The sequence below is a fragment of the Rubrobacter tropicus genome (assembly GCF_011492945.1).
Lineage (GTDB): Bacteria > Actinomycetota > Rubrobacteria > Rubrobacterales > Rubrobacteraceae > Rubrobacter_D > Rubrobacter_D tropicus.
On the sequence record NZ_CP045119.1, the window covers coordinates 2,836,623 to 2,859,890 of the forward strand.

40 protein-coding genes are annotated in these 23,268 nt (G+C 67.2%); 3 read left to right on the plus strand and 37 right to left on the minus strand.

Features of this window, described 5'->3' with window-relative positions; all coding sequences use genetic code 11:
* Nucleotides 1–6: 6 nt before the first annotated feature.
* From GBA63_RS14155 to GBA63_RS24045, 8 genes are all read right to left on the minus strand, one after another.
* Nucleotides 7–858 (minus strand): DUF429 domain-containing protein, encoded by an 852-nt coding sequence (locus GBA63_RS14155; RefSeq protein ID WP_166177091.1) that lies wholly within the window; start codon nt 856–858, stop codon nt 7–9.
* Complete coding sequence (glmM, locus tag GBA63_RS14160; protein ID WP_228282580.1) at nt 855–2,183, minus strand: phosphoglucosamine mutase; 1,329 nt, start codon at nt 2,181–2,183, stop codon at nt 855–857. Before glmM ends, GBA63_RS14155 begins: the two co-directional genes overlap by 4 nt.
* The gene (locus GBA63_RS14165; protein ID WP_207956800.1) at nt 2,180–2,617 is read right to left on the minus strand and encodes a GNAT family N-acetyltransferase; all 438 of its coding nucleotides are present in this window, start codon (nt 2,615–2,617) and stop codon (nt 2,180–2,182) included. The genes glmM and GBA63_RS14165 overlap by 4 nt, the downstream gene beginning before the upstream one ends.
* A gap of 78 nt (nt 2,618–2,695) precedes the next feature.
* Nucleotides 2,696–3,088, minus strand: a complete 393-nt coding sequence (gene rpsI, locus GBA63_RS14170; RefSeq protein WP_166177093.1) for a 30S ribosomal protein S9 — start codon at nt 3,086–3,088, stop codon at nt 2,696–2,698.
* Nucleotides 3,089–3,520 (minus strand): 50S ribosomal protein L13, encoded by a 432-nt coding sequence (rplM, locus tag GBA63_RS14175; RefSeq protein WP_166177095.1) that lies wholly within the window; start codon nt 3,518–3,520, stop codon nt 3,089–3,091.
* Between the two features lie 293 nt (nt 3,521–3,813).
* Nucleotides 3,814–4,194 carry a Fur family transcriptional regulator gene (locus GBA63_RS14180; protein ID WP_166177097.1) on the minus strand — a complete coding sequence of 127 codons (381 nt, stop codon included), beginning with the start codon at nt 4,192–4,194 and terminating at the stop codon, nt 3,814–3,816.
* 82 nt (nt 4,195–4,276) lie between these two features.
* Nucleotides 4,277–4,516, minus strand: a complete 240-nt coding sequence (yidD, locus tag GBA63_RS14185) for a membrane protein insertion efficiency factor YidD (protein WP_166177099.1) — start codon at nt 4,514–4,516, stop codon at nt 4,277–4,279.
* Between the two features lies 1 nt (nt 4,517).
* Nucleotides 4,518–4,649 (minus strand): hypothetical protein, encoded by a 132-nt coding sequence (locus tag GBA63_RS24045; RefSeq protein ID WP_266096274.1) that lies wholly within the window; start codon nt 4,647–4,649, stop codon nt 4,518–4,520.
* A gap of 114 nt (nt 4,650–4,763) precedes the next feature.
* Here GBA63_RS24045 and GBA63_RS14190 point away from each other — a divergent pair, with 114 nt between their 5' ends.
* The 3 genes from GBA63_RS14190 to GBA63_RS14200 are packed head-to-tail and all read left to right on the plus strand — an operon-like array spanning nt 4,764 to nt 7,341.
* On the plus strand, nt 4,764–5,738 hold the full coding sequence (locus GBA63_RS14190; RefSeq protein ID WP_166177101.1) for a metal ABC transporter solute-binding protein, Zn/Mn family: 975 nt from the start codon (nt 4,764–4,766) through the stop codon (nt 5,736–5,738).
* Nucleotides 5,735–6,499: a metal ABC transporter ATP-binding protein gene (locus GBA63_RS14195; protein WP_207956803.1), complete on the plus strand. Its 765-nt coding sequence runs from the start codon at nt 5,735–5,737 to the stop codon at nt 6,497–6,499. The genes GBA63_RS14190 and GBA63_RS14195 overlap by 4 nt, the downstream gene beginning before the upstream one ends.
* Nucleotides 6,499–7,341, plus strand: a complete 843-nt coding sequence (locus GBA63_RS14200) for a metal ABC transporter permease (RefSeq protein ID WP_207956804.1) — start codon at nt 6,499–6,501, stop codon at nt 7,339–7,341. The genes GBA63_RS14195 and GBA63_RS14200 overlap by 1 nt, the downstream gene beginning before the upstream one ends.
* A gap of 211 nt (nt 7,342–7,552) precedes the next feature.
* Here GBA63_RS14200 and GBA63_RS14205 read toward each other — a convergent pair whose 3' ends face one another.
* From GBA63_RS14205 to rplP, 29 genes are all read right to left on the minus strand, one after another.
* Nucleotides 7,553–8,227: an O-methyltransferase gene (locus GBA63_RS14205; protein WP_166177103.1), complete on the minus strand. Its 675-nt coding sequence runs from the start codon at nt 8,225–8,227 to the stop codon at nt 7,553–7,555.
* A gap of 2 nt (nt 8,228–8,229) precedes the next feature.
* Nucleotides 8,230–8,979, minus strand: a complete 750-nt coding sequence (truA, locus tag GBA63_RS14210; RefSeq protein WP_166177105.1) for a tRNA pseudouridine(38-40) synthase TruA — start codon at nt 8,977–8,979, stop codon at nt 8,230–8,232.
* Nucleotides 8,976–9,767, minus strand: a complete 792-nt coding sequence (locus GBA63_RS14215; RefSeq protein WP_166177107.1) for an energy-coupling factor transporter transmembrane component T family protein — start codon at nt 9,765–9,767, stop codon at nt 8,976–8,978. The genes truA and GBA63_RS14215 overlap by 4 nt, the downstream gene beginning before the upstream one ends.
* Complete coding sequence (locus tag GBA63_RS14220; protein WP_166177109.1) at nt 9,764–10,585, minus strand: energy-coupling factor ABC transporter ATP-binding protein; 822 nt, start codon at nt 10,583–10,585, stop codon at nt 9,764–9,766. Before GBA63_RS14220 ends, GBA63_RS14215 begins: the two co-directional genes overlap by 4 nt.
* Nucleotides 10,582–11,412: an ATP-binding cassette domain-containing protein gene (locus tag GBA63_RS14225; RefSeq protein ID WP_228282127.1), complete on the minus strand. Its 831-nt coding sequence runs from the start codon at nt 11,410–11,412 to the stop codon at nt 10,582–10,584. The genes GBA63_RS14220 and GBA63_RS14225 overlap by 4 nt, the downstream gene beginning before the upstream one ends.
* Nucleotides 11,405–12,241: an LLM class flavin-dependent oxidoreductase gene (locus GBA63_RS14230; RefSeq protein ID WP_166177111.1), complete on the minus strand. Its 837-nt coding sequence runs from the start codon at nt 12,239–12,241 to the stop codon at nt 11,405–11,407. The genes GBA63_RS14225 and GBA63_RS14230 overlap by 8 nt, the downstream gene beginning before the upstream one ends.
* Nucleotides 12,242–12,270: 29 nt before the next feature.
* On the minus strand, nt 12,271–12,636 hold the full coding sequence (gene rplQ / locus GBA63_RS14235) for a 50S ribosomal protein L17 (RefSeq protein ID WP_166177113.1): 366 nt from the start codon (nt 12,634–12,636) through the stop codon (nt 12,271–12,273).
* Nucleotides 12,623–13,570, minus strand: coding sequence for a DNA-directed RNA polymerase subunit alpha (locus GBA63_RS14240; RefSeq protein WP_166180219.1), 948 nt, complete (start codon nt 13,568–13,570; stop codon nt 12,623–12,625). The genes rplQ and GBA63_RS14240 overlap by 14 nt, the downstream gene beginning before the upstream one ends.
* Nucleotides 13,571–13,603: 33 nt before the next feature.
* Nucleotides 13,604–14,206: a 30S ribosomal protein S4 gene (gene rpsD, locus GBA63_RS14245; protein ID WP_166177115.1), complete on the minus strand. Its 603-nt coding sequence runs from the start codon at nt 14,204–14,206 to the stop codon at nt 13,604–13,606.
* Nucleotides 14,207–14,212: 6 nt separating this feature from the next.
* A complete protein-coding gene (gene rpsK, locus GBA63_RS14250; RefSeq protein ID WP_166177116.1) occupies nt 14,213–14,632 on the minus strand; it encodes a 30S ribosomal protein S11 in 420 nt (139 codons plus the stop codon).
* Complete coding sequence (gene rpsM / locus GBA63_RS14255) at nt 14,633–15,007, minus strand: 30S ribosomal protein S13 (protein WP_166177117.1); 375 nt, start codon at nt 15,005–15,007, stop codon at nt 14,633–14,635.
* Between the two features lies 1 nt (nt 15,008).
* Entirely contained in the window at nt 15,009–15,122 is a 114-nt protein-coding gene (rpmJ, locus tag GBA63_RS14260; protein ID WP_166177118.1) for a 50S ribosomal protein L36, read from the minus strand.
* Nucleotides 15,123–15,143: 21 nt separating this feature from the next.
* Nucleotides 15,144–15,365, minus strand: coding sequence for a translation initiation factor IF-1 (infA, locus tag GBA63_RS14265; protein WP_166177119.1), 222 nt, complete (start codon nt 15,363–15,365; stop codon nt 15,144–15,146).
* A gap of 94 nt (nt 15,366–15,459) precedes the next feature.
* Nucleotides 15,460–16,242, minus strand: a complete 783-nt coding sequence (gene map, locus GBA63_RS14270) for a type I methionyl aminopeptidase (protein WP_166177120.1) — start codon at nt 16,240–16,242, stop codon at nt 15,460–15,462.
* Nucleotides 16,239–16,877, minus strand: a complete 639-nt coding sequence (locus GBA63_RS14275) for an adenylate kinase (RefSeq protein WP_166177121.1) — start codon at nt 16,875–16,877, stop codon at nt 16,239–16,241. The genes map and GBA63_RS14275 overlap by 4 nt, the downstream gene beginning before the upstream one ends.
* Entirely contained in the window at nt 16,874–18,157 is a 1,284-nt protein-coding gene (gene secY / locus GBA63_RS14280; protein WP_166177122.1) for a preprotein translocase subunit SecY, read from the minus strand. The genes GBA63_RS14275 and secY overlap by 4 nt, the downstream gene beginning before the upstream one ends.
* A 1-nt stretch (nt 18,158) precedes the next feature.
* Complete coding sequence (gene rplO / locus GBA63_RS14285; protein WP_166177123.1) at nt 18,159–18,620, minus strand: 50S ribosomal protein L15; 462 nt, start codon at nt 18,618–18,620, stop codon at nt 18,159–18,161.
* Nucleotides 18,620–18,805 carry a 50S ribosomal protein L30 gene (gene rpmD / locus GBA63_RS14290; RefSeq protein WP_166177124.1) on the minus strand — a complete coding sequence of 62 codons (186 nt, stop codon included), beginning with the start codon at nt 18,803–18,805 and terminating at the stop codon, nt 18,620–18,622. The genes rplO and rpmD overlap by 1 nt, the downstream gene beginning before the upstream one ends.
* Nucleotides 18,802–19,437, minus strand: coding sequence for a 30S ribosomal protein S5 (gene rpsE / locus GBA63_RS14295; RefSeq protein WP_166177125.1), 636 nt, complete (start codon nt 19,435–19,437; stop codon nt 18,802–18,804). The genes rpmD and rpsE overlap by 4 nt, the downstream gene beginning before the upstream one ends.
* Before the next feature lie 13 nt (nt 19,438–19,450).
* On the minus strand, nt 19,451–19,801 hold the full coding sequence (gene rplR / locus GBA63_RS14300) for a 50S ribosomal protein L18 (protein ID WP_166177126.1): 351 nt from the start codon (nt 19,799–19,801) through the stop codon (nt 19,451–19,453).
* Between the two features lie 18 nt (nt 19,802–19,819).
* Nucleotides 19,820–20,353, minus strand: a complete 534-nt coding sequence (gene rplF, locus GBA63_RS14305; protein ID WP_166177127.1) for a 50S ribosomal protein L6 — start codon at nt 20,351–20,353, stop codon at nt 19,820–19,822.
* A gap of 14 nt (nt 20,354–20,367) precedes the next feature.
* Nucleotides 20,368–20,766: a 30S ribosomal protein S8 gene (gene rpsH / locus GBA63_RS14310; protein WP_166177128.1), complete on the minus strand. Its 399-nt coding sequence runs from the start codon at nt 20,764–20,766 to the stop codon at nt 20,368–20,370.
* Between the two features lie 4 nt (nt 20,767–20,770).
* On the minus strand, nt 20,771–20,956 hold the full coding sequence (locus tag GBA63_RS14315) for a type Z 30S ribosomal protein S14 (protein ID WP_166177129.1): 186 nt from the start codon (nt 20,954–20,956) through the stop codon (nt 20,771–20,773).
* Between the two features lie 2 nt (nt 20,957–20,958).
* Nucleotides 20,959–21,501, minus strand: a complete 543-nt coding sequence (rplE, locus tag GBA63_RS14320; protein ID WP_166177130.1) for a 50S ribosomal protein L5 — start codon at nt 21,499–21,501, stop codon at nt 20,959–20,961.
* Nucleotides 21,494–21,811, minus strand: a complete 318-nt coding sequence (gene rplX / locus GBA63_RS14325; RefSeq protein WP_166177131.1) for a 50S ribosomal protein L24 — start codon at nt 21,809–21,811, stop codon at nt 21,494–21,496. The genes rplE and rplX overlap by 8 nt, the downstream gene beginning before the upstream one ends.
* 3 nt (nt 21,812–21,814) lie before the next feature.
* On the minus strand, nt 21,815–22,183 hold the full coding sequence (gene rplN / locus GBA63_RS14330; protein WP_166177132.1) for a 50S ribosomal protein L14: 369 nt from the start codon (nt 22,181–22,183) through the stop codon (nt 21,815–21,817).
* Nucleotides 22,183–22,632, minus strand: a complete 450-nt coding sequence (gene rpsQ / locus GBA63_RS24440; RefSeq protein WP_407690818.1) for a 30S ribosomal protein S17 — start codon at nt 22,630–22,632, stop codon at nt 22,183–22,185. Before rpsQ ends, rplN begins: the two co-directional genes overlap by 1 nt.
* On the minus strand, nt 22,632–22,829 hold the full coding sequence (gene rpmC / locus GBA63_RS14340) for a 50S ribosomal protein L29 (protein WP_166177133.1): 198 nt from the start codon (nt 22,827–22,829) through the stop codon (nt 22,632–22,634). Before rpmC ends, rpsQ begins: the two co-directional genes overlap by 1 nt.
* The gene (rplP, locus tag GBA63_RS14345; RefSeq protein WP_166177134.1) at nt 22,830–23,246 is read right to left on the minus strand and encodes a 50S ribosomal protein L16; all 417 of its coding nucleotides are present in this window, start codon (nt 23,244–23,246) and stop codon (nt 22,830–22,832) included.
* Between the last annotated feature and the right edge of the window lie 22 nt (nt 23,247–23,268).

Here is a 23,268-nt window from a genome sequence, read left to right on the forward strand (position 1 = left end):
GAACCGCTAAACGTACGGCACCCCGGAGGCGCGCGCCTCCTCCGCTATGCGGTCGCGCAGGGCCCCCTTCGCCGGCAGGAGGACGGAGCCCTCGGTCCCCGTCCCCACGACCATCGAGCCGTCCCGACCACGCCAGTGGCGGTGGACCGTGTAGGCCGCCAGGGTACCCTCGACGAGCGACAGGATGCGGTCGAGCTCGGCGTGGGACATCGAGGCCGACACCTCGAGCTTGGAGACGTCTATGTTCTCCTCGGCTGAGAGGTCCGCCGACAGGTTACCCGTTCGGAGGCGCAGGCCGGGCGTATCCCAGAGGACCTCGATGGCGCCCCGGATCGCCGCCGCCCGCCCTTCCTTGTTGCCCTTGCGAAGCTTCGGGTCGGCCATACCCCGCAAGACGGTTCCGGGGTCCCCGTCCTCTCCCGCGCGCTCCAGCGAGAGAACCTTCAGCGTGGCGGCCGAGTCGACCTCGACGACCACCCTCTGGCCCCTCTCCCTCGGGAACGGGTAGTCGGTGTACTCCATGCCGATCTTCTCCAGCTCCTCGAGAAGGTCCTCGGAGAGCGGAGAACCGCCGAACATCTTGCGGCTTGCAGAGTAGGCGGGAAGGGCGACCTTGGATAGTATGCGTTCGATCCTGCGGGTCCCCCGCTCGTTGGGCACGGCGAGCGGCGCGTCGACGCCGACGATCACGCCGCGCCGCTCCTCCCCGTAGGCTTCGATGGCCCCGCGCAACTCCTCGGTGCTCCCCGCGAAGGTGTTCGCGATGATGCTCCCCCGCTCGTCCATTACCACCAGGCACGAGTCTTTCTCCCCGGCCTCGCCGGGCCTCCACGCAAGCGCGCATCCAACGAACCTCAAACTTCCTCCCTCCCGGCCGCCTCGACGACCCGCGCGACCTCCGCGCAGACCTCCCGGCAGACCGCCTCGTCCTCGTGCTCGACCATTACCCTCACCACGGGCTCCGTACCGCTCGGCCTTAGCAGGATACGCCCCCCGTCACCCAAGGTCTTCTCCGCCCCCGCAACGGCCCCCTCGACGACGTCGAGCGCGGCGACGGCCTTCGCCGATGCGGCCCCGCCCACGGCGACGTTTATGAGCTTCTGGGGGTATACGTCCATCACGCTGGCAAGCTCGGAGAGCGGCTTCCCGCTCCGGACCATCACGTCGAGAAGCGCGAGCGCCGTCACGAGCCCGTCGCCCGTCGTCGCGTGCTCCGAGAGGATGACGTGCCCGGACTGCTCCCCGCCGACGGAAGCGCCGATGCGCAGCATCTCCCCGGCGACGTGCCTGTCCCCGACGGGCGTAACCAGATAGGGGACTCCCATCGCGTCCATCGCCTTGAAGAAGCCGAGGTTGCTCATCACGGTGACGACTACCCCGCCGCCGAGGGCCCCCCGCTCCTGAAGATCTCGGGCGAGGATGGCTATTATCTTGTCCCCGTCGACGACGTCGCCCCGCTCGTCCACGGCAAGCACCCTGTCCGCGTCCCCGTCGAACGCGAACGCGACGTCGTGGCCCGAAGCATCCAGTTCCCCAACGTGCGTCGACCCGCATCCCTCGTTTATGTTCGTGCCCGTCGGCTCCGCCCCGACGACCGACAGCTCGGCCCCGATCCGGCCGAATGCCTCGGGCGCAGCCCTGTATGCCGCGCCGTTCGCGCAGTCGAGCAGGACCTTCACGCCCCGGGCGTCCGGGCTCAACAGCTTAAGCGCCCCGTCCACGTACAGGCCCGCCCCCTCGTCGAGGGTCTCGACCGCGCCGACGCCGTCGCCCGTAGGACGCGGGAAGTCTGTCCCGGTCAGCTCCTCGATCTCGCGCTCCCGCCCGAGCGGCAGCTTCCTACCTTCGCCCGAGAAGAACTTGATGCCGTTGTCCGGGTAGGGGTTGTGCGACGCGCTGACCACGGCCGCGGCGGTGGCACCCAGCCGCGGCGCGAGGGCGGCGACGCCCGGCGTCGGGATGACGCCGAGGTCGACCACGCCGGCCCCGCCCGCCGAGAGGCCGGCTACCAGGGCGCCGGAGAGCATCCCGCCGGAGATGCGGGTGTCCCGCCCGACGACTATCCTGCCGCCGAAGGCGCGGGCCGCCGCGAGGCCGAGGCGCGTGGCGTCTTCGGGCGTGAGGTCCCTGTTCGCGACCCCGCGCACCCCGTCGGTGCCGAAACTGATGGTTTTTTCTTTCAGCTTTCCTCCTCCCTGCCCGCGTAGACCCTGAACCCGGCCTGCTCCCTGTGCCGCAGAGACCTGTAGAAGCCCAGGCTCTCGTCCGACGCTATAAGGTCCATGCGCTCCGCCCCGGTTCTGGCGAAAGCCTCTCGCACGAGCCCACGTCCGATACCCCTGCGACGCCACTTCTCGTCCACCGCGAGCAGGCCCAGATGGGCCTGGAACACGCCGTCGCCGAAGACCTGGGCGAACCCGACGACCTCGGCGGCATCACGCGCCACGGCGACAACCGCCGTCACCCCGGGCGCGGTGAGGGACCGCCGGGTGAGGTCAGGGTCGTAGCGGAAGTTATCCCACCCGAGCGAGCGGCAGATCCCGGTCACCCCGGAGAGGTGCGGGCCCGCGTCGAACGCTTCGTAGGTTATCGTCACGCTCTTCTCCTGGGACCGCACACCGGCCTCCTCTCGAACGCGAGACGGGTCCCCTTCGCAACGCGAAAGGAACCCGCCGGTGACCCGCCCCGCTTGGCGCTAGCGCTTGGAGAACTGCGGGCGCTTGCGGGCCTTCTTGAGGCCGTACTTCTTGCGCTCGACGGCCCTATCGTCCCTGGTGAGCATCCCGGCGGCCTTGAGCTCGCCGCGCGACTCCTGGGACTCCTCCGCGAGCGCCCTGGCTATGCCGTGGCGCAAAGCCTCGGCCTGCCCGGTGAGGCCGCCGCCCTCGATCTTGGCGACCACGTCGTAGCGGCCCGCGGAACCGAGAAGCTCGAGCGGGGACCTTACGGCAGTCTGGTAGGACGGACGGGGGAAGAACTCGGCCAGCTCGCGGCCGTTCACCGTGATCTTGCCGTCCCCGGGAAGCAGCCGCACCCTCGCCACCGCGGTCTTTCGCCTTCCCGTTCCTCTGTAAAGGGCCTCTGCCATTTATCCCACCTCGAGCGTCTGCGGGTCCTGGGCACCGTGGGGATGCTCGGGACCGGCGTAGAGTTTCAACTTCTTGAACTGCTGGCGGGAGAGCCGGCTCTTCGGCATCATCCCGTAGACGGCCTTGCGCAACACCTCCGTCGGCTTGCGAGAGAGCATCTGCTCGTAGGAGGTCTCCTTCATCCCGCCCGGGTACCCCGAGTGGCGCCGGTAGACCTTCTGCTCGGCCTTCCTGCCCGTGACCACCACCTTCTCGGCGTTCACCACGACCACGAAGTCGCCGACGTCCACGTGCGGCGTGTACTGCGCCTTGTGCTTGCCGCGCAACACCCGCGCGATCTCGGTCGAAAGCCGCCCGAGGGTCTTGCCCTCTGCGTCAACGACGTACCACTTCCGCTCGACCTCGAGGGGCCGCGCCATGAAACTCTTCATCATCCTCCGGAGGTTTTACGAACTACCCTATAAATAGGCCTCTGATCGGATCAAATAGTAGCATACATCGAGAATAAGCCCAATCGCCGCCCGTGTTGCCCCCGCGCCGCTCGCCGGGCACGGCGGTCGACGCCGAGGTTGAGACACAGGAGGTTTCAGGCCTCAGGTTTCAGGGGTGGTGGGCAAGGACCCTAACGGTTGCCTCGTTCCGCACTATTCCGTCCCCGATCGTGGGCGGCGCCCCCCGGCTCCGGTCCGCGTACCGCACCCCTGAAACCTGAGGCCTGATGCCTCTAAGCGCAGTCGGAGCAACGGCCGTAGAGCGTCAGTTTGTGCTCTTCGACGGTAAACCCCCCAGGCAACGTCGTCCCCCGGGGGATACCCACCGGACAACCCGCCAGATCGAAGGTCTGATCGCACGAGAGGCACCGGAAATGGTGGTGGTGCCCACGGCCGACGGGCTCGTAACGCGGCTCCTCGCCGGGCAACTCCACGAGCACGACCTCGCCCTCCTCGCGCAGCGCCTTGACGGCCCGGTAGACGGTGGCTATCCCAAGCCCGGGTATCTCGGTCCTCGACCGGACGTGGATCTCCCCAACCGAGAGCGGCCCCTCCGCATCCCGGATGCTCTTGAGAATGGCGTTTCGTTGCCTCGTGTTCCGCGTCTTCCCCACGCTTCGGAATATACCATCCACCGATGGACGGCTCTACAGATACCGGATTACCATCTGCAAGAGGCGATCCGCGTCGTCCCGCTCATTTCACGGGGTCGTACCCGCCTTTCGAGAAGGGGTTGCAGCGGAGTATGCGCCACGCCCCCATCGCACCTCCTCGGATAGGACCGTACTTCTGGATCGCCTGGATGGTGTACCTGGAACAGCTAGGCGTAAACCTGCAAGAGGGCGGCAACAGCGGCGATACGAACCTCTGATAGCCCCTGATGACCCACACGAAAAACCGCCCGATCACGCCATCCCTCTCTACGCCTGCGACCATCCTACCACCACCTGCCGGAGACGGGCGTCGCCCTACCCAACCCACCGACGAAAAACACCCGTATCGCCACCCGATTATCCACCAGACGCCCTCGCTCGAACCTGATCGCCGCGTAGATCCAGGCCGTCTCCATCGCTTATCGATAACACGCTTTCATTTTTTCTGATAACCGGGTATCATTTGTCCTGTTACATCGCTCGTCGGACATAACTCCGGCCGCGGTTGGAGATGGATCGGGAGGGGCGGCATGAACTTTGGCAGAATCGCAACGGTGGTGGTTGGCGCGTTGCTCGTCCCCTTGCTAGCGTCCTGCGGGGGTAGCCAGCGGGAGGATTCGGCGGGCGGCGCCGTCAGGGTGGTTGCCACGTACAGCATTCTTGGGGACCTGGTCGAAAACGTCGGCGGTGAGGGCGTGGAGTCGACGACCCTGGTGGGGCCAAACAGCGACGCCCACACCTTCGAGCCCGCCCCGTCGGACAACGCCGAGTTGGCGGAGGCCGACATCGTGTTCGAGAACGGCCTGGAGTTCGAGACGTGGCTAGACGACCTGTACGAGTCCTCGGGCTCCGGGGCGGAGCGCGCGGTCGTGACTCGGGGCCTGGATCCCCTGCCCATCGCCGGAGAGGAGCATGGTCACGAGGCAGAAGACGAACACGCCGAAGAACACGAGACGGAAGAAGAGCACGGGGAGTACGACCCGCACGTCTGGCACGACCCGACGAACGCGGTGGTGATGGTTGAGGAGATCCGGGATACGCTCGTCGAGGCCGACCCGGGCAACGCCGGCGCCTACCGGTCCAACGCCGAAAGGTACATCTCCGAGCTCGAAGACCTGGACGCCGGGGTGACGGATCTCGTGGACTCCATCCCCGGTGAGAACCGCACGCTCTTCACCTCCCACGACACCTTCGGCTACTTCGCGGAGCGCTACGGCTTCGAGGTGGACACGGCCCTGGCTTCAGTCTCTACGGAGACCTCTGACCCGTCGGCCGGCGAGACGGCAGGGCTCGTTCGGGAGATCGAGAGATCGGGGGTGCCCGCCATCTTCGCCGAGAACGTCTCCAACCCGACGGTCATGCAGAACATAGCCGACGAGGCCGGGGTGGAGTTGGCCCCGACGCTCTACACCGACGCGCTCGGCGAGCTGGGCAGCGGCGCCGGAACCTACGTCGGGATGGTCCGCCACAACGCGAGGACGATCTCCGGGGCGCTCGGCGGGTGAGCTATCCGCTCCTCGCATACGGCGGGCGGCGGCACGTGGACCCCGTGCCCGGTGCCCCGGCGCTTCTGACGCGGTCGGTGGAGGCCGGGTACGCGGGGTCTTCCGGGCTCGCGTTGCGGGGGGTCAGCCTACGAGTTCCGGCGGGGACGCGGGTGGCGCTCGTGGGGCCGAACGGCTCGGGCAAGTCCACCCTGCTCAAGGCCGTGGCCGGCCTGCTGCCCGTGTATTCGGGCGAGGTCCGAGTCTACGGTAACCCGATCGGCGCGTGCCACCACAGGGTCGCCTACCTGCCGCAACGCGGCGAGGTGGACTGGCGGTTCCCGATAAGCGTAAGAAAGCTCGTGACGAGCGGTCGCTACGTCCACCTCGGCTGGCTCCGGCGACCCGGACAAGAGGACAGAGAGATCGTGGCCGACGTCCTGGATAAGCTCGGGTTGTCCCACCTGGCGGGGCGTCAGATCGGCCAGCTCTCCGGCGGCCAGCAGCAGCGCGCGCTGCTCGCCCGGGCGCTCGTCCAGGAGGGGGACCTGCTGCTCCTGGACGAGCCCCTCAACGCCGTCGACGCCCGCACGCGCGAGACCATATCGGAGGTCCTCTCCGGCCTCAGGCAGGCCGGGAAGACAACCATCGTGGCCACCCACGACCTCGCCAGCCTCGCCTCGGAGTTCGACGGGGCGATCTACCTCAGGGAGGGCCGCGAAGCGGAACCGGAACCCGGCGCGTTCGTCGGGCTGCCGGTCGGACGGGGGGCTGCGGGTTAGTGGGTTGGCTGCTGGAGCCGCTGCAGTTCTCGTTCATGCGCACGGGCCTGCTCGCCGCCGTGCTCGTGGGCGTGACGTGCGCGGTGCTCGGGGTCTACGTGGTCCTGCGAAGCATGGCCTTCATCGGGGACGCGCTGGCGCACACCGTACTGCCGGGACTCGTCTCGGCGTACCTGCTCGGCCTGAACCTGCTCGGCGGGGCGGTCGTGGCCGGGGTGGCGACCGCGCTCGGCATCGGGTGGCTCTCGCGGCGGGGTACGGTCAGGGAGGACACAGCCATCGGCATAACGTTCACCGGCATGTTCGCCCTCGGCGTGCTGCTCATGAGCACGGCCGATTCGTTCAGGGACTTCTCGCACATGCTCTTCGGCAACATCCTCGGCATAACCCCATCGGACGTGGCCCTGATCTCGGTCCTCGCCCTGGCCGTGCTCGCCGCGATCTACCTCTTCCACAAAGAGCTCGAGTTGACCTCGTTCGACCCGGTGCACGCCAGGGCCATCGGCCTCAGCGCAGACACGGTGCGTTACGGGCTATTGGTCCTGCTCTCGCTCACGGTAGTGGCGGGGATACAGGCCGTTGGGGTAGTCCTGATCAGCGCCCTCCTCATAACCCCGGCCGCGGCCGCATCCCTACTGACGAAGAGCCTCCCCCGCATGATGGCGATCTCGGCCTCCATCGCCGTGGTCTCCAGCGTAACCGGCCTCTACGCCTCCTACTACCTCGACGTCGCCTCGGGCGCCGCCATCGTCCTCGCCTGCACCGCCTGCTTCGTCGTCGCGTCCGCGATCCGCGCGCTGCGCCAAATTCCGGGGAACAAGGAAGCCTTACCCCCCGGGTAGAAAAGGGGCCGGAGCCCCCTTGCCAACCCGGCCTTCACCGGCGAGACAGTACCCTAAAGCGGTTTTCGGAAGCTGATTGCTTCCGAAAACCGTGCCGTCAGCGATCAGCCCGCTTCGGCCTGGCGGCTTACGCTCTCGGCCATCGGCTTTTTTGCTCCTGGCTGAAAGCCGATGGCCGAGAGCTGACGGCTTTACGAATCCCGGGCTGTCCCTACGGTTCCAGGACCCGGGCTATCGCGAGGCCGTCTATGCGGTCCCGGATCAGGGGCAGGACCAGGGCCGAGAGGCGCGGATCTTTCGCCAGCTTCTCGTTGAACTCGCGCATAGCGCGGGAAGAAGGATCGTCCGGGTCCATAACGCTTCCCCCGCGGATGGCGTTGTCGCCGAGGATGAGGGTGCCCGGCCGGGAGAGGCGCATGGACCAGTCGAGGTATTCCGGGTAGCCTTCCTTGTCCGCGTCTATAAAGATCAAATCGAACGGGCCTTCTCCGTTCTCGACGAGACCCGCGAGCGCGTCGCGGGCGTCGCCAACCCGGATCTCGACCCTCTCCGACAGGCCGGCCCGCTCGATGTTCCGGCGGGCGACCTCGGCGTGGCGTTCTTCTAGCTCCAGCGAGATCAGGCGCCCGTCATCGGGCAGGGCGCGGGCGAAGTGGATGGCGCTGTAACCGCCGAGCGTCCCGATCTCAAGCGCGCGCCGGGAGCCGGAGATCTCGACGAGCATCTGAAGGAGCTTACCCTCGCTCGCCGACACGTTTATCTGCGGAAGCCCGGCCCTTTCGGACTCCCGCAAAGCCGCCGTGAGCGCCTCGTCAGCGGGCGCATAGAGATCCGCGACGTAGGCGTCTATGTTCTTCAATAGCTCGCGCGTGCTGTCCCCGTCCATCTCTACCTCCAGAGATCTTTTTCGTACCCGACGTTTACGAGGGTCAGTCCCCGGGCCGGTGCTGCGGGGCCGGCCTCCGTGCGTCGCCCACCGGAGAGCAGCGCCTCGAAGCTCCCGCGATCACGCTTCCCCAGCGCCACCTCCCGCATGGTGCCGACTAGTGTTCTGACCATACCGTACAGGAACGAGTCGGCGCTGATGCGGTACAGGAGGAGATCCCCCTCCCTCGTCCAGCCCGACTCCGCGACCACCCGCTCGAACCGCACGTGGTAGCCCTTGGAAGGCGTAAAGGCGCTGAAGTCGTGGACGCCCCCGACCATCTCCCCGGCCTCCTTCAAGAGTCCGAAGTCGAGCTCGCGCGGCTCGTAGGCGGCCCGCAGGCGCCGCAGGGGGGACCGGATCTCATCGTTGACCAGCCTGTATTCGTAGCCCCTGCTCCTCGCGTCCCGACGGGCGTCGAACGTCTCGGGAACGGCGACGCACCGCCTGAGCGCCACGTCCTCGGGCAGCACGGCCGTCGCCTTGTAGGCGATCAGCGAAGGGGAAAGTTCCGTCTCGGCGACGAAAGAGACTACCTGCCCGTCCGCGTGTACGCCCGCGTCGGTGCGTCCCGCGACGGAGAGCTTTATGGGCTGCCGCAGGACGGTGCGCAGGGCTCTTGAGAGCTCGCCCTCGACGGTCCTGCGGTCGGGCTGGGCGGCCCATCCGGCGAAACGGGCGCCGTCGTACTCGACGAGGCCGGCGAGCTTCACAGGAGCGCCGCGGTCCCGACCGCGAGGACCGCGAGAACGAGCGCCAGGGCGTCCCGGACACGGAAGCTGAGCTCGCGGTAGCGGACACGGCCCCGGCCGCCCCGGTAGCCGCGGCTCTCCATCGCCTCGGCCAGCTCGTCGGCCCGCCGGAAGGCCCCGACGGTCAGGGGGACCAGAATCGGGACGAAGGATTTGGCGCGGGCGATGGGTCCGCCGCTCGTGAAGTCCGCGCCGCGGGCGGCCTGGGCGCGGGAGATCTTCTGCGCCTCCTGCCCGAGCGTCGGGATGAAGCGCAGGGCTATGGTCATCATCATCGCGACCTCGTGGGCCGGAAAACGCAGCCTCTTCAACGGAGATAGAAGGTCTTCTATGCCGTCGGTGAGCGCGACCGGGGCCGTCGTCGCCGTCAACAGGCCCGCCGTGGTCACCAGGATCAGGAGCCGGGCCGCGAGCAGCAAGCCCATCCTCAACCCTCCCTCGTGCACCTCCACGAACCCCCACTGAAAGAGCGTCGCCCCCTCCCGCAGAAAGAGGACCTGAAACAAGAACGTGAGCGCCACTATGAACGCCACGGGCCGCAGAAGGCCGACGAAAGCCCGAAGCGGCACCCGGCTCACCGCGACGAGCAACGCCGTGACGGTCCCGGCCACCAGAAACCCGGCCGCGGAGTCGACGAAGAAGAGCCCGGCCACCAGGACGGCCGTCGCCACCACCTTCGCCCTTGGGTCGAGCGCGTGCAGGGGCGAACCAACGGGGTAGAACTGCCCGACGCCCCGAACTGCCGTCACGGAACCTCCCCCATCAATCCCCGCAGGGCCGCGAGCGCCTCCGCGTAACGCACCGGCCTCCCGATACCGGAACGCCTCTCTCCCACCATCGCGGCGACGCGCACGGTCGCAGGCGCCAGCGAGGGATCATCGTAGAAGACGTCGGCCGGCTTTCCTAACGCCTTGACCTTTCCCCTATCGAGCACGCAGATCCGGTCCGCGACCTCGGCCACCTCGTCGAGGTCGTGGGAGACGAAGACGACGGTCACGCCCGAGTCCTTCAGGCGTCCGACGAGGCCCATGAGGTCGGCCCGGGCGGTCGGGTCGAGACCCGCCGTCGGCTCGTCGAGGACGAGTACCTCGGGGCCCATGGCGAGCACCCCGGCTATGGCGACCCGCCGCCGCTCCCCGCCGGAGAGCGCGAAGGGAGAACGCCCCGCGAGGTGCCCGGCATCCAGCAAACCAAGCGTCTCGCGGACGCGTTCTAGCACCTCGTCTTCGGCCAACCCGAGTCTCCGGGGAGCGAATGCCACGTCTTCTTCGACCGTTGGGGCGAAGAGGCCCTGCTCCGGGTTCTGGAAGACGAGTCCGACCCGACGCCGGAGCGTTGTCCGGTTCATCGAGATGGCGCTCTCGCCGTCGACCAGGACCTCCCCCGCGGTGGGAAGAAGGAGCAGGTTCAGGTGCTGGACGAGGGTGCTCTTGCCCGAGCCCGTGCCCCCGATCACGCCCAGCACCTCCCCCGGTTCGACCGTCAGGGAAACACCCCCGAGCGCCTCGACCGCGAAGGGCGTCCCCGGAGAGTAGACGTGGCGCACTTCCCGGAGCTCGATCCTCACCGCGCCTCCACCCCGGAGCCGTCCCTGGTCTTGTGGATGACAGCTTCGGCCAACTCCCCCGGTGTCCGGCAGAACGGCAGGCCGAGGTCGGCCGCGAGCCGCGGCACCGTCGGAAGCGCGAGGCGGTTCTCGCGCAGGAGGCCTGCGTCGGAGAACAGTTTCTCCGGCGCGGCGTCGGCCACGAGCCTGCCGCCGTTCAGGACGAGCACCCGGTCGGCGTCGAAGAGCTCTTCGAGGTGGTGCGTTACGTGCAGGACGGTTCTCGAAGACCGGAGATCCCGGACCCGTTCCAGCACCTCGCGCCGGCCCGGGGGGTCGAGCATGGCCGTCGGTTCGTCTAGGAGCAGGATCTCCGGCCCGACCGCCAGAAGCCCCGCGAGCGCCACCCGCTGCTTCTCCCCGCCGGATAACGTGTGGGGCTCCCGCCGCTCGTACCCGGCCAGGCCCACGGCCCTTATGGCCTCGCCCACGCGCTCGCGCATCTCGGCCCGCTCCACACCGAGGTTCTCCAGCCCGAACGCGACGTCGTCCTCGACGAAGGGCGCGACCAGCCCATTATCCGGGTTCTGGAAGAGCACGCCGGCCCTGCGCCGCACCTCGAACGGCTCGGTAGCAGGGTCGAAACCCGCGACGCGTACTCGCCCGGAGTCCGCGGCCAGCAGGCCGTTCAGGAGGCGCAGGAGGGTGGATTTGCCGCCGCCGTTGGGGCCGACGACGCCTACGTACTCGCCGGCCCGGACCTCGAAAGTCACGCCCGAGAGCGCGGGGGCCGCGCCCGGGTAGGAGTAGGTCAGGTGCTCGCAGGAGATGGAGGTGGGATCAGCCAAAGTCCGGGGGACCGAGCCTGACGCGTTCGCGCGCCTCCTCCAGCGACATGCCCGAGGGCGGGAGGTTTTCGTCCCACCACGTCGCCCCGGCCTCCGCGAACCGCGCCGCCTTCCGGCGGGCCTCGTCGGAGCTCTCGCCGTTCGTGGAGCCCGTGACCCTGATGTCGAAAGGCCGGTCTCCGCCGCGTTGGTCGGACACGAAGCCGCTCATCTCGCGGACGTCTTCCGGGGTCAGAGGGGACCCGGCCTTCCCGACCGGGGCGTAACCGTCCCAGCGCAGGGCGCGAAGGAACGGTTTTTTGCGCGGCCAGGTTCCGGCGATCCAGACCGGGATGCGCGGACGCTGGGCGGGCGGGGGCGTGAGGTGGGCTTCGGTGATCTCGTAGTGCGTACCCCGGTGCGTGAAGGGTTCCGCTTCCCACATCTTCGTCAGAATTTCGAGTCCTTCGTCGAGCATCGCGGCCCGGCGTTTGGGGTCCGGCTCCTCGTCGAAGAAGCCGAACTCCCGCTCGCGCCCGCCGAGGCCGACGCCTAAAGTCAGGCGCCCCTCGGAGAGGCGGTCCAGGGTCGCGGCCTCGTGGGCCACCTTCCAGGGCCGGCGCCGGGGCAGCGGGGTGACCATCGGCCCGATCCTGATAGTGTTCGTCTCGACCGCGATGGCCGCGAGCGAGATCCAGGGGTCCGCGTAGTGGGCGGCGCCCTCCCAGGCGATGTGGTCCCAGACGAAGAAACCGTCCCAGCCGCACTCCTCGGCCTCGCGGGCGAGCCCCGCCAGCACCCGCGCGTCCCCGTACTCGCCGAAGTTGGGTACGTTGAGCGCGAACCGCACGCGGCCCTCCCCGGACTACGAAATACCGGCTACTCGGCCCTGTAGTTGACGAGCTCCAGGTAGACGTTCTCGGCGCCGTCACCGAGGCGCGGGCCGAGCTTCAGGATGCGGGTGTAGCCCGAGGTGCGGCCGTCGAGGTCGGGGGCGACGTCCTCGAAGAGCCTGCGGACGACGGTCTTGTCCTTGAGGACCTTGACCGCCTGCCTACGCGCGTGGAGGTCGTCCTTCTTCGCGGTGTTTATGAGCTTGTCCACGACGCCGCGCAGCTCCTTGGCCTTGGGGGCCGTGGTCTTTATGCGGCCGTGGGTTATGACCTGGCCGGCCATCGTGCCGAGCATGGCCTTGCGGTGCTGGGCCTCGCGGCCGAGCTTGCGGCCCCTCCTAGCGTGCCTCATCTAGACCCTCGCTCTCCAGAGAATAGCCGTACTCCAGAAGCTTGGAGCGGATCTCGTCGACGCTCTTCATCCCGAGGTTGCGGATGTTCATCAGCTCTTCCTCGGTCATCGTCGCGAGCTGCCCGATGGTGTCGACACCCTCGCGCTTGAGGCAGTTGTACGAACGGACCGTGAGCTCCAGGTCCTCGACCGGCCGCTCGTCCTGAATAACCGCCCGGCCGCCGCGCTGCCTGCTGTCGACGGCGCCCTGCACCTGGTAGCCGTCCGTGAACAGCCCGAGGTAGTCCATGAGCTGCTTGGAGGCGTCCTGCACGGCCTCCTGCGGCTCGACGCGGCCGTCGGTGAAGACCTCCATCCGAAGCGAGTCGAGGTCGGCGCGGGCGCCGGCGCGGGTCTCCGTGACGGAGTAGTTCACGCGCTGGACCGGCGAGAACAGCGAGTCGACGGCGATGACCCCTATCGGGTCGGCGTCGCTCTTGTTGCCCTCCGCCCTGCGGTAGCCCTGGCCCCGCTCGACGGTCAGGCGCATGTCGAGGTGCCCGCCGGAGGAGACGCTCGCTATGTAGACCGAAGGGTCTACGACCTCGACATCGGCCTTGAGCTCGATGTCGGCGGCGGTCACCTCGCCGGGTCCGTCTTTCTGGATCTGGAGCTCGATGGGCTCGTCGCGCTCCAGCTTGAACTTGAGCCCCTTGATGTTGAGGATGATGTCGACCACATCCTCTTTGACCCCGGGGATCGTCGAGAACTCGTGGCTGACGCCCTCGACCCTTATCTTGGTGACCGCGGCGCCCGTGAGCCCGCTGAGCATCACGCGCCGAAGGCTATTGCCTATGGTGTGGCCGAGACCCCTCGGGAGCGGCTCGGCGACAAAGGTGCCGCGCTGGCCCTCTTCTTCTTCCACCCTGAAACGGGGCGGTGCTATGTCCAACATCGTCAAAAAACCACCTGCTAAAGGAAACTTGCGTTAACGGCTGTAGAACTCGATGATGAGCTGCTCTTCGACGGGCGTGTCGATCTCGTCGCGCCCCGGCGTGTGGAGCAGCCTGCCCGTGAAGTTGTCGTGGTCGGCCTCGAGCCAGGCCGGGACCGCCACCACGTTCTCGACGGCGCCCTGTATGGGCTCCAGGTTGCGGCTCTTCTCCCTGATCGACACCACGTCGCCCGGCTTGAGTATCGCGGACGGGATGTTGTGCTTGCGGCCGTTGAGGAGGAAGTGGCCGTGGACGACGAGCTGGCGGGCCTGCGGCCTGCTGCTCGCGAAGCCCATCCGGAAGACGACGTTGTCCATCCGGAGCTCCATGAGCCTCAAGAGGTTCTCGCCCGAGACGCCCTGCATCCTGGTCGCCTTGTCGTAGGCCTTCCTGAACTGCTTCTCGGAGACCCCGTAGTACCAGCGGGCCTTCTGCTTCTCCAAGAGCCGCATCCCGTACTCCGTCTGCCTCTGGCGGCCCCGGCCGTGCTCGCCGGGGGGATACGGCTTCTTTTCGAGCGGGTTCTTCCGCATCGACGAGAGCATTACCCCCGCCCGCCGGTCGCGCCGGCCCCTCGGTCCCGTGTATCTGGCCATCTCTAACTACCCCCTGCGCCTCTTGGGCGGCCGGCAACCGTTGTGCGGCTGGCCCGTCACGTCCCTGATACCGAGGACCTCAACACCCATGGACTGGAAGGTCCTGGCGGCCATGTCCCGGCCCGAGCCGTGGCCCTTGACCTCTATGTCCACGCGCCTCACACCCTGGTCCATCGCCTTGTTCGCGCAGGACTCGGCCGTCATCTGGGCCGCGTAGGGCGTGCTCTTGCGGCTTCCCTTGAAGCCGAGCGAGCCCGCAGACTCCCAGGCTATGACGTTGCCCTCCTGGTCGCTCACGGAGACGATGGTGTTGTTGAAGGAGCTCTTTATGTGGACGATGCCGGTCGTGACGTTGCGGCGCACCTTGCGCCGCTGCCGGCTCGCGCCGCGCTGGTTGCCCCTGCGCTGCTGCCTCTGCCTACCCATTTACCTGGCCCTCTTTCTTCCGCCGATGGACGGCTTCGGTCCCTTGCGCTGGCGGGCGTTCGTCTTCGTCCGCTGGCCGCGCACCGGGAGACCCCTGCGGTGCCGGATGCCCCTGTAGGTGCCAATCTCGATTAGCCGCCTGATGTTCTGGGTGTTCTCCCGCCGAAGGTCGCCCTCGACCTCGAGGTTCTGGTCGATGTAGGCCCGGATCTTGCCGACCTCGCCCTCGGCCAGATCCCTGACCTTCGTGTTCGGGTCGACCTCCGTCTCGCGGCAGATCTTCTTCGCCGTCGAGCGGCCGACGCCGAAGACGTATGTGAGGCCTATCTCGACCCGCTTCTCGCGCGGCAGGTCTACGCCTGCTACTCGTGCCATGTTATCCCTGCCTCTGCTTGTGCCGGGGGTTGGGGCAGATCACCCTGACCACTCCCCGGCGGCGTATAACCTTGCACCTCTCGCACATAGGCTTCACGCTCGCCCGTACTTTCACAACCGTCTCCCGTCTCTGTTCTTACGTCCTGAACCTGTAAGTGATGCGTCCCCGGCTCAAGTCGTAGGGGCTCAACTCCACCTTCACCCGATCGCCCGGAAGTATCCGGATGTAGTTCATCCGCATCTTCCCGGAGATGTGCGCCAACACGTTGTGCCCGTTGTCGAGCTCGACACGGAACTGCGTGTTCGGCAGCGCCTCGGTGACGGCGCCTTCGACCTCTATGACGTCTTCCTTGGCCAAGGACCTCCTCTTTCCAAGTAGTTACAAAATGATTGGAGCCAAACGGATATCTTATCACGCTGATGCGGCCTCTCACACCGCGAATCCGGCCTTTCTACCCGCCAGACCCCCCGTTTTCGGTCAACACCCAGGGGCCGTTCTCCGTCACGGCGATGGTGTGCTCGAAGTGGGCCGAGAGCGAGCGGTCGGCGGTGTAGATCGACCACCTGTCGCCCTCGTCGAGGTCTATCGCGTAGTCGCCGAGCGTGATCATGGGCTCTATAGCGAACGTCATGCCTGGCTGGAGCCTGACCCCCGTCCCCTTCTCACCGTAGTTCGGTATCTGCGGGTCCTCGTGCATGTCCCGTCCGACCCCGTGCGAAACCAGGTCGCGGACCACCCCGTAGCCCCGCGCCTCGGCGACGGACTGTATCGCGTGCCCGACGTCCCCGAGCCTGTTACCGGCCCGCATCTGCTCGGTCGCGGCCGCCAGGCACTCTTGCGTGACCTCCAGCAGCCCGCGCGTCTCCTCGGGCACCTCGCCGACGGCGACCGTGGTGGCCGAGTCGGTGACGAAGCCCTTGTAGCGGACGCCGACGTCGATGGAGAGTATGTCGCCCTCTTCCAGGCGGTAGGAGCCGGGGATGCCGTGGACGATCATGGCGTTCGGGGAGGCGCAGATGGAGCCTGGAAAGTCGGGAGCTCCGGGACCGCCCGGGTAGCCCTTGAACTCGGGGGTGCCGCCGTGGGAGCGGATAAAGTCCTCGGCCATCCTGTCGAGGTCGCCGGTCGTAACGCCTGGTCGGGCGTTCTCGGCGAGCATCTTCAGGCAGGCGGCCGTGATCCTGCCGCCCTCCTCCATGGCCATAAGCTCCGTCTTGCTCTTGCGGACGATCAAGCCCGCCCCTCGCCGACGGCCGCCAGGATCTCCTCCGTTACCTCGTCGATGGACTGCCTCGCGTCGACGGTGGTGAGCAGGCCCCGCTCGGCGTAGTAGTCCTTCAGCGGCTCCGTCTGCTCGTGGTAGATGTCCAGGCGTCGCCGGATCGCCTCTTCGGTGTCGTCCTTGCGCTGCACGAACGGCCCCGGATCTTCGTCGCTGTTCTCCGGCGGCGGGTCGTGCTCGACGTGGTAGACCCGGCCCGTCGCGTCGCTCGTCCGGCGGCCCGAGAGCCTCTGGACGAGATCGTCGTCCGGGGCTTCCAGGGCGACGGCCGCGTCCAGCTCGATGCCGAGGTCCTTGAGGGCGTCGTCCAGGGCTTTGGCCTGGGCCTCGTTGCGGGGGAAGCCGTCGAGCAGCCAGGCGTCCGCGTCGTCCAGGTACGGCTTCGCCATCTCGACGATGATCTCGTCGGGGACCAGCTCGCCGCGGTCGTTGAAGTCCTGCACCTTCTGGCCGAGCTCCGAGCCCGACTTTATCTCGGCCCGGACGATGTCCCCGGTGGAGATGTGCTTGGCCCCGGTTCTCTGAGAGAGGCGTTGCGCCTGCGTGCCCTTACCGGCCCCCTGGGGGCCCAAAAGAATGATCTTCATCGTTTCTTCAAGAACCCTTCGTAGTTGCGCATCATGAGCTGGCTTTCGAGCTGGCGGACCGTGTCCAGCGAGACGCCGACCACGATCAGCATCGAGGTGCCGCCGAGCAGGATAGTCTGCCCGAGGCCCAGAAGCGGCGAGATGATGTACGGAACGATCGCCACCAGCGCCAGGAAGACCGCCCCGAAGAGCGTGATCCTGGTAAGCACGTTGTTCAGGTAAAGCGCCGTCTGCTGCCCCGGCCTGATGCCCGGCACGTACCCGCCGCTCTTCTTCAGGTTGTCCGCGTGCTCGACGGGGTTGAACTGGACCGCCGTGTAGAAGTACGTGAACATGATGATCAAGAGCGCGTACAGGAAGAGGTACGGTGCCCCGTCCGTGTCGAAGAAGCCCGCGAGCCGGCTCAGGAACGAGTCCGGGTTGCCGCCGCCTGCGAACTCGGCCAGGATCACGGGGAACAGGAGCAGCGAGGAGGCGAAGATGATCGGGATGACCCCCGCCATGTTCACCTTCAGGGGCAGGTACGTCGTCCCGCCCTGGCTCATCCTGCGCCCGACCTGCCGCTTGGCGTAGGTGATGGGTATTCTCCGCTGCCCCTCGTTCACGAACACGATGGCGGCGATGATCATGACCGCCAGCAAGGCGAGGATCACCATCACCAGGATGCTGCCGTTCTCTATGAGAGACCGGATCGCGAAGGGAGCCTGCGAAAGGATCGACGCGGTGATTATCAGGGAGATCCCGTTTCCGAGGCCCCGCTGGCTTATGAGCTCGCCCATCCACATGGTGAGCATCACGCCCGTCGTCAGGGTGAAGATGACGACGACGAGATCCAGGACGCCGGCCCCCGCGAGCGCGCTCCCGCCGGCGGGAGCCCTGAAATAGAAGACCATGGCGGTCGATTGGATCAGGGCGAGCGCCAGCGTAAAGTAACGGGTGTACTGCGTGATCTTCTGCTGCCCGGCCTCGCCCTCCTTGGAAAGCTCCTGCAACCGCGGGATCGCCACCGTCATCAGCTGCATGACGATGGCCGCGGTGATGTACGGCATGATACCGAGCGAGAAGATCGCGAAGTTGTTGAAGGCCCCGCCGGTGAAGGCCCCGAAGAGCCCCGCCACGGCGCTGTTGCCCCCGGGTCCCGCCCCGCTCAACACCGTCGGGTCGATCCCGGGCAGGGGTATGTACGCGCCGAGCCTGTAGAGGGCCAGGATCATGGCCGTGAACAGGAGCCTCTGGCGAAGCTCCGGGACTTTCCAGGCGTTGGCAAGGGATCCCAACATCTTAGCGCTCCAGTACCTCGACGCTTCCGCCGCCAGCCTCTATCTTGCCCTTCGCCGTCTCGGAGAAGGCGTGGGCCCTGACCGTGACGGCCCGCCCGATCTCGCCGTTGCCGAGGATCTTGACGAGCTTGGCCTTCTTCCTGACGAGCCCGGCGGCCCGCAGCTCGTCCGGCCCTATCGTATCACCGGAGACCCCCTCGAGGTCCGAGATGTTGACCGGCGCGTAGTTGACCGGGCGGGCGACCGTGTGCCGTCCCCTGGCCTCGCCCTTGAGGCGCGGCAGGCGCCGCTGCAGCGGCATCTGGCCGCCCTCGTAGGCGGCGTGGGTGGAGGCGCCGGAGCGGGAGCCCGCGCCCTTGTGGCCGCGGCCGCTGGTCTTGCCGTGCCCCGAGCCCGTGCCGCGCCCGACGCGCTTGCGTCCGCGCGTAGAACCGGGGGCCGGGGAGATGTCGTTGAGCCTCATTATTCGTCCACCTCCTCGACGTGGACCAGGTGGCGCACCTTGTGGAGCATGCCCCTGATCTGGGGCGTGTCCCCGTGGACGCGCGAGTGCCTGATCCGCTTCAGGCCCAGGGCCTTGACCGTACGCTTCTGGTCGCCCTTCTGACCGATAACGCTCTTCATCTGTGTAACCTTCAGGGGGCTCATGACGTGATCTTCACCCCCCGCGCCTGCTCGATGTCGGCCTTGGTGCGGAGCCTCTGAAGCCCCTCGACCGTGGCCTGGACAAGGTTCACGGAAGTCGTAGAACCGAGCGCCTTCGTCAAGACGTCCTTGATCCCGGCGAGCTCCAAGACCGCCCGAACCCCGCCGCCCGCGATAACCCCCGTACCCTCGGAGGCCGGCTTGAGCAGCACGTCCGAACTCTCGAACTTGCCGATGACCTCGTGCGGGATGGTGGTGTTGCGCATGGCCACCTGGAACATGTTCCGCTTGGCGCGCTCCTGTCCCTTCTGGATGGCGGCCGGCACGGTGTTGGCCTTGCCGAGCCCGGCGCCTACCCTCCCCTTGCCGTCGCCTACGACGACGAGCGCGCTGAAGTTGAAGCGCCTGCCGCCCTTGACGACCTTGGCGACGCGACGGATCTCGACGACCCTGTCCTGGAACTCGCTGTCGCGCTGCCCACGCCCGCCACGGCCTCCGCCGCCACGGTTGTCCCTGCCGCCACGGCCGCCGGGGCCGCCACCGCGGCCGCCCTGGCCGCCGGGACCAGCCGGGCCGCCGCCACGACCGGGTCCACCCGGCGCGCCGCCCCTGTTATTTCCTCTGCCTCGACCCAAAACTTCCTCCTGGTTAGAGCTTTAGTCCGGCCTCGCGGGCGCCCTCAGCGAGCGCCGCGACGCGGCCGTGGTACTTGTTCCCGCCCCGGTCGAAGACCGCCACCTCGATGCCGGCCTCTTTGGCCTTCCTCGCGATGAGCTCCCCGACCTTGCGGGCCGCGTCCGTGCGGTTCTCGGCCTCCCCCACCTCGCGGGAGTCGGCCGCGGCAAGCGTGCGGGCCGCGTCGTCGTCGATGAGCTGGGCGTAGATGTTCACGTTCGAGCGGTACACCGAGAGGCGCGGGCGGTTCGCGGTGCCGGCGAGCTTGCGCCGGACGCGCTTGCGCCGCTTCTCCCTGTGGGCCCGCTTCTGAAGAACTGCCATTGCTTCCTCCTAGCTTCGCTAGCCGGCCTTGCCGACCTTGCGGCGGACCTGCTCGTCGCTGTAGCGGATGCCCTTGCCCTTGTACGGCTCGGGCGGGCGAACCTTCCGGATCTCCGCCGCCATCTGGCCTACCTGCTGCTTGTCGTTTCCGCGCACGATGATCGTCGTGGCGTTCGGCACCTCGAACTCGATGCCCTCCCGCGGCGCGATGGCGACGGGGTGCGAATACCCGACCTGCAGGTTCACGTCGCGCCCCTGCAAGGCGGCCCTGTAACCGACGCCGGCGATGTTCAGGGTCCTGGTGAACCCGTCCGTCACGCCCGTTACGGCGTTGTGGAGCAGGGAGCGGGTAAGCCCGTGCATCGCCCTGTCCGGCGGCGCGTCGGAGTTTCGCTGGACGACGAGGTTGCCGTCCTCCTGCTCGACCCTGACGCCGCGACCGATCGGCACGGTCAGCTCGCCCCTCGGGCCCGTGACCTTTATGCTCCGGTCAGAGAGCTCGACGTTGACGCCGTTCGGGACCTCTACGGGTGCCCTACCGATTCTCGACATCTCTTACGACCTCCCTAGTAGACGAAGCACAGGACTTCGCCGCCGATGCCCTGGCGCCTGGCCTGGTGGTCCGTCAGGACGCCCTGCGAGGTCGAGAGGATCGCCACTCCGAGCCCGTCGAGCACGCGGGGTATGTTCGTCTGCTTGCGGTAAACCCGGCGGCCGGGACGGCTCATGCGCCTGAGCCCCGTTATGCCGCGACGGCCGTCGGGGCCGTACTTCAGGCTAATGACGAGGCGCTTGTCCACGCCGGCGCCCTGCTCGGAGACCTCCTGCACGTAGCCCTCCTGCTGGAGGATGCGCGCTATCTCCGCCTTCATCTTCGAGTGCGGGATCCTCACCACTTCCTGCTTCGCCATGTGGGCGTTGCGGATGCGGGTAAGGAAATCCGCTATCGGATCCGTAACCGTCATCTTGCTACCAACTCGCTTTCGTTACGCCCGGGATCTTGCCCTCGTGCGCCAGCTCGCGCAGGCAGATCCTGCACAGCCCGAACTTCCTGTAGTAACCGTGCGCCCGGCCGCAGCGCTGGCACCGGTTGTACTCCCTTACCTTGAACTTCTGCGGCTTCTGCTGCTTGGCCAGCAACGCTTTCCTCGTCATCTCTAACTCTCCCTGAAGGGCATACCTAAGAGCCGCAAAAGCTCCCGAGCCTCTTCGTCGCTCTCGGTCGTCGTCACCACCGCGACGTCAAGGCCCCGCGTGGCGTCTATGGCGTCGTAGCTGATCTCGGGGAAAATGACCTGCTCCCGAAGACCTATGGCGTAATTGCCCCGCCCGTCGAAGCTGTTGGGGTTGATCCCCCGAAAGTCCCTCACCCGCGGCAAGGCCACGGAGATGAACCTGTCGAGGAACTCCCACATCCGCTCGTTGCGAAGCGTTACCCGAGCACCCACCGGCATCCCCTCGCGGATCTTGAACCCGGCGATGCTCTTGCGGGCCCGCCTGAGCTGGGGCTTCTGGCCGGTGATCTTCGCCAGATCCTCCATCGCGCCGTCCATCGCGCGGCTGTTGACCACGGCCTCGCCGACGCCCATGTTGACGACGATCTTCTCGAGGCCCGGGATCCTCATGGGGTTCTCGATCTCGAACCGCTCCTTGAGGGCCGGGGCGATCTCTTCCCTGTACTTGTCTTTTAGCCTAGCCATCGATGTCCCTCCCGGTCTTCCTGGCGACCCGGATCTTCTCACCCGAGTCCGTGAACCGGTAACCGACCTTCGTCGGCTCCCCGCTTCCGGGGTCGACCAGCATCACGTTCGAGATGTCTATCGGGGCGTCGAAGGTGAAGAGCCCCTGCTGGTTGTTCTGGCTCGGCCTCGCGTGGCGCGTGCGCTCGTTGACGCCCTCGACGACGAGGCGGTTCTTCTTCGGTTGAACCTCTTTTACCTCGCCGCGCTTGCCTTTCTCCTTGCCGGAGATCACGACGACCGTGTCCCCGCGCTTTATCTTGAGACCCATAAGCTAGAGCACCTCCGGGGCCAGCGAGATGATCCTCGTGTAGCCCTTCTCTCTGAGCTCGCGCGCCACCGGCCCGAAGATGCGGGTCCCCCTCGGGGCCCCGTCCTGGTTGATGATGACGCCGGCGTTTTCGCCGAAGCGGATGTACGAGCCGTCGTCCCGGCGCGTCTCCTTCTTCGTTCGCACCACCACGGCCCGCACGACCTCGCCCTTCTTGACGGCACCCCCTGGCGTGGCCTCCTTGACCGTCGCCACGATGACGTCGCCGACCCCGGCATTCCTTCTTTTACTGCCGCCGAGAACCCGGATCGTCAGAATACTCCTGGCGCCCGTGTTGTCCGCGACCCTCAGTCTGGATTCTTGCTGGATCACTACTCGGCCCTCGAAACGATGTTTGCCAGCCGCCAGCGCTTGCGCGCAGAGATCGGGCGGGTCTCGATGATCCTGACCGTGTCCCCGATGCGGGCCTCGTTGCCCTCGTCGTGCACCATGAACTTCTTGGAGCGGCGCACGCGCTTCTTGTACTTCGGATGGCGCACCAGCGCCTCCACCGCGACCGTAACGGTCTTCTCCGGGGCGTCGGAAACGACCAGGCCGACCCGTTCCTTGCGGCGGTTGCGCTCGGTGTCGTGCTGGATCTGGCCCTCGTCCTGGTCGAGCGCCGGGCCCTTGGCCGGACCGAGGTCCAGGCCGGCCTCTACGGCCTCGCCGCTCTCGGCGCCCTCTATCAGGTCCTGCGGCGTCTCGGGAGGCCGCTCTTCGGTTGCGCCCTCCGGGGTACCCTCGGGCGCCCCGTTCTGGTTTTTCTCTTCCTCAGTCACTATCCGTTCTCCTGCTGTTTCTGGTTCAGGACGGTGAGTATCCGGGCTATGTTCTTGCGGACCTCTTTGATCTGTCCCGTGTTCTCCAACTGCCCGGTGGCGTGCTGGAAGCGCAGGTTGAAGAGCTCGCGCCGCGTCTCGGCGAGGCGGTTCTCAAGCTGCGTTACGTCCAGCTCGCGCACTTCCGCGACCTTCATCTACTGTCCACCCCCCCGCGCCAGGAAGCGGGTTTTTATGGGGAGCTTCTGGGCGGCGAGGCTCATGGCCTCCCGCGCGAGCTCCTCGTTCACGCCGCTCATCTCGAACATCACGCGCCCCGGCTTGACCACGGCGACGTAGCCCTCGGGAGAGCCCTTGCCCGAGCCCATGCGGGTCTCGGCGGCCTTCTTGGTGAAGGGCTTGTGGGGGAAGATGTTGATCCAGACCTTCCCTCCGCGCTTGATCTTCCTGGTCATCGCGATACGGGCCGCCTCTATCTGGCGGTTGCTGATCCAGGCCGGCTCCAGCGCCTGCAGCCCATACTCGCCGAACTGCACGTCGGTGCCGCCCTTGGCCTGGCCCCGCATCCTGCCCCTGTGGGGCTTCCTGTACTTGAGCTTCTTCGGTACTAGCATCGCCCTCTACCGCCTGATCGCT

Excerpts from the sequence above, each read along its gene's own strand:
- rpsK (WP_166177116.1), bottom strand. The coding sequence starts at position 14,632 with ATGGGTAGGCAGAGGCAGCAGCGCAGGGGCAACCAGCGCGGCGCGAGC.
- GBA63_RS14205 (WP_166177103.1), bottom strand. The coding sequence starts at position 8,227 with ATGGACGGGGACAGCACGCGCGAGCTATTGAAGAACATAGACGCCTAC.
- secY (WP_166177122.1), bottom strand. The coding sequence starts at position 18,157 with ATGTTGGGATCCCTTGCCAACGCCTGGAAAGTCCCGGAGCTTCGCCAG.
- rpsH (WP_166177128.1), bottom strand. The coding sequence starts at position 20,766 with ATGACGGTTACGGATCCGATAGCGGATTTCCTTACCCGCATCCGCAAC.
- rpsM (WP_166177117.1), bottom strand. The coding sequence starts at position 15,007 with ATGGCACGAGTAGCAGGCGTAGACCTGCCGCGCGAGAAGCGGGTCGAG.
- GBA63_RS14240 (WP_166180219.1), bottom strand. The coding sequence starts at position 13,570 with ATGTTGGACATAGCACCGCCCCGTTTCAGGGTGGAAGAAGAAGAGGGC.
- rplM (WP_166177095.1), bottom strand. The coding sequence starts at position 3,520 with ATGAAGAGTTTCATGGCGCGGCCCCTCGAGGTCGAGCGGAAGTGGTAC.
- rpmD (WP_166177124.1), bottom strand. The coding sequence starts at position 18,805 with ATGAGCCCCCTGAAGGTTACACAGATGAAGAGCGTTATCGGTCAGAAG.
- rplF (WP_166177127.1), bottom strand. The coding sequence starts at position 20,353 with ATGTCGAGAATCGGTAGGGCACCCGTAGAGGTCCCGAACGGCGTCAAC.
- rplE (WP_166177130.1), bottom strand. The coding sequence starts at position 21,501 with ATGGCTAGGCTAAAAGACAAGTACAGGGAAGAGATCGCCCCGGCCCTC.
- GBA63_RS14315 (WP_166177129.1), bottom strand. The coding sequence starts at position 20,956 with ATGACGAGGAAAGCGTTGCTGGCCAAGCAGCAGAAGCCGCAGAAGTTC.
- rpsD (WP_166177115.1), bottom strand. The coding sequence starts at position 14,206 with ATGGCCAGATACACGGGACCGAGGGGCCGGCGCGACCGGCGGGCGGGG.
- GBA63_RS14190 (WP_166177101.1), top strand. The coding sequence starts at position 4,764 with ATGAACTTTGGCAGAATCGCAACGGTGGTGGTTGGCGCGTTGCTCGTC.
- rplR (WP_166177126.1), bottom strand. The coding sequence starts at position 19,801 with ATGGCAGTTCTTCAGAAGCGGGCCCACAGGGAGAAGCGGCGCAAGCGC.
- rplO (WP_166177123.1), bottom strand. The coding sequence starts at position 18,620 with ATGAGGCTCAACGACATCTCCCCGGCCCCCGGTTCTACGCGCGGACGC.
- rpmC (WP_166177133.1), bottom strand. The coding sequence starts at position 22,829 with ATGAAGGTCGCGGAAGTGCGCGAGCTGGACGTAACGCAGCTTGAGAAC.
- GBA63_RS14275 (WP_166177121.1), bottom strand. The coding sequence starts at position 16,877 with ATGAAGATCATTCTTTTGGGCCCCCAGGGGGCCGGTAAGGGCACGCAG.
- rpsI (WP_166177093.1), bottom strand. The coding sequence starts at position 3,088 with ATGGCAGAGGCCCTTTACAGAGGAACGGGAAGGCGAAAGACCGCGGTG.
- GBA63_RS24045 (WP_266096274.1), bottom strand. The coding sequence starts at position 4,649 with ATGGAGACGGCCTGGATCTACGCGGCGATCAGGTTCGAGCGAGGGCGT.
- rplX (WP_166177131.1), bottom strand. The coding sequence starts at position 21,811 with ATGGGTCTCAAGATAAAGCGCGGGGACACGGTCGTCGTGATCTCCGGC.
- rplQ (WP_166177113.1), bottom strand. The coding sequence starts at position 12,636 with ATGAGGCACGCTAGGAGGGGCCGCAAGCTCGGCCGCGAGGCCCAGCAC.
- yidD (WP_166177099.1), bottom strand. The coding sequence starts at position 4,516 with ATGGTCGCAGGCGTAGAGAGGGATGGCGTGATCGGGCGGTTTTTCGTG.
- rplP (WP_166177134.1), bottom strand. The coding sequence starts at position 23,246 with ATGCTAGTACCGAAGAAGCTCAAGTACAGGAAGCCCCACAGGGGCAGG.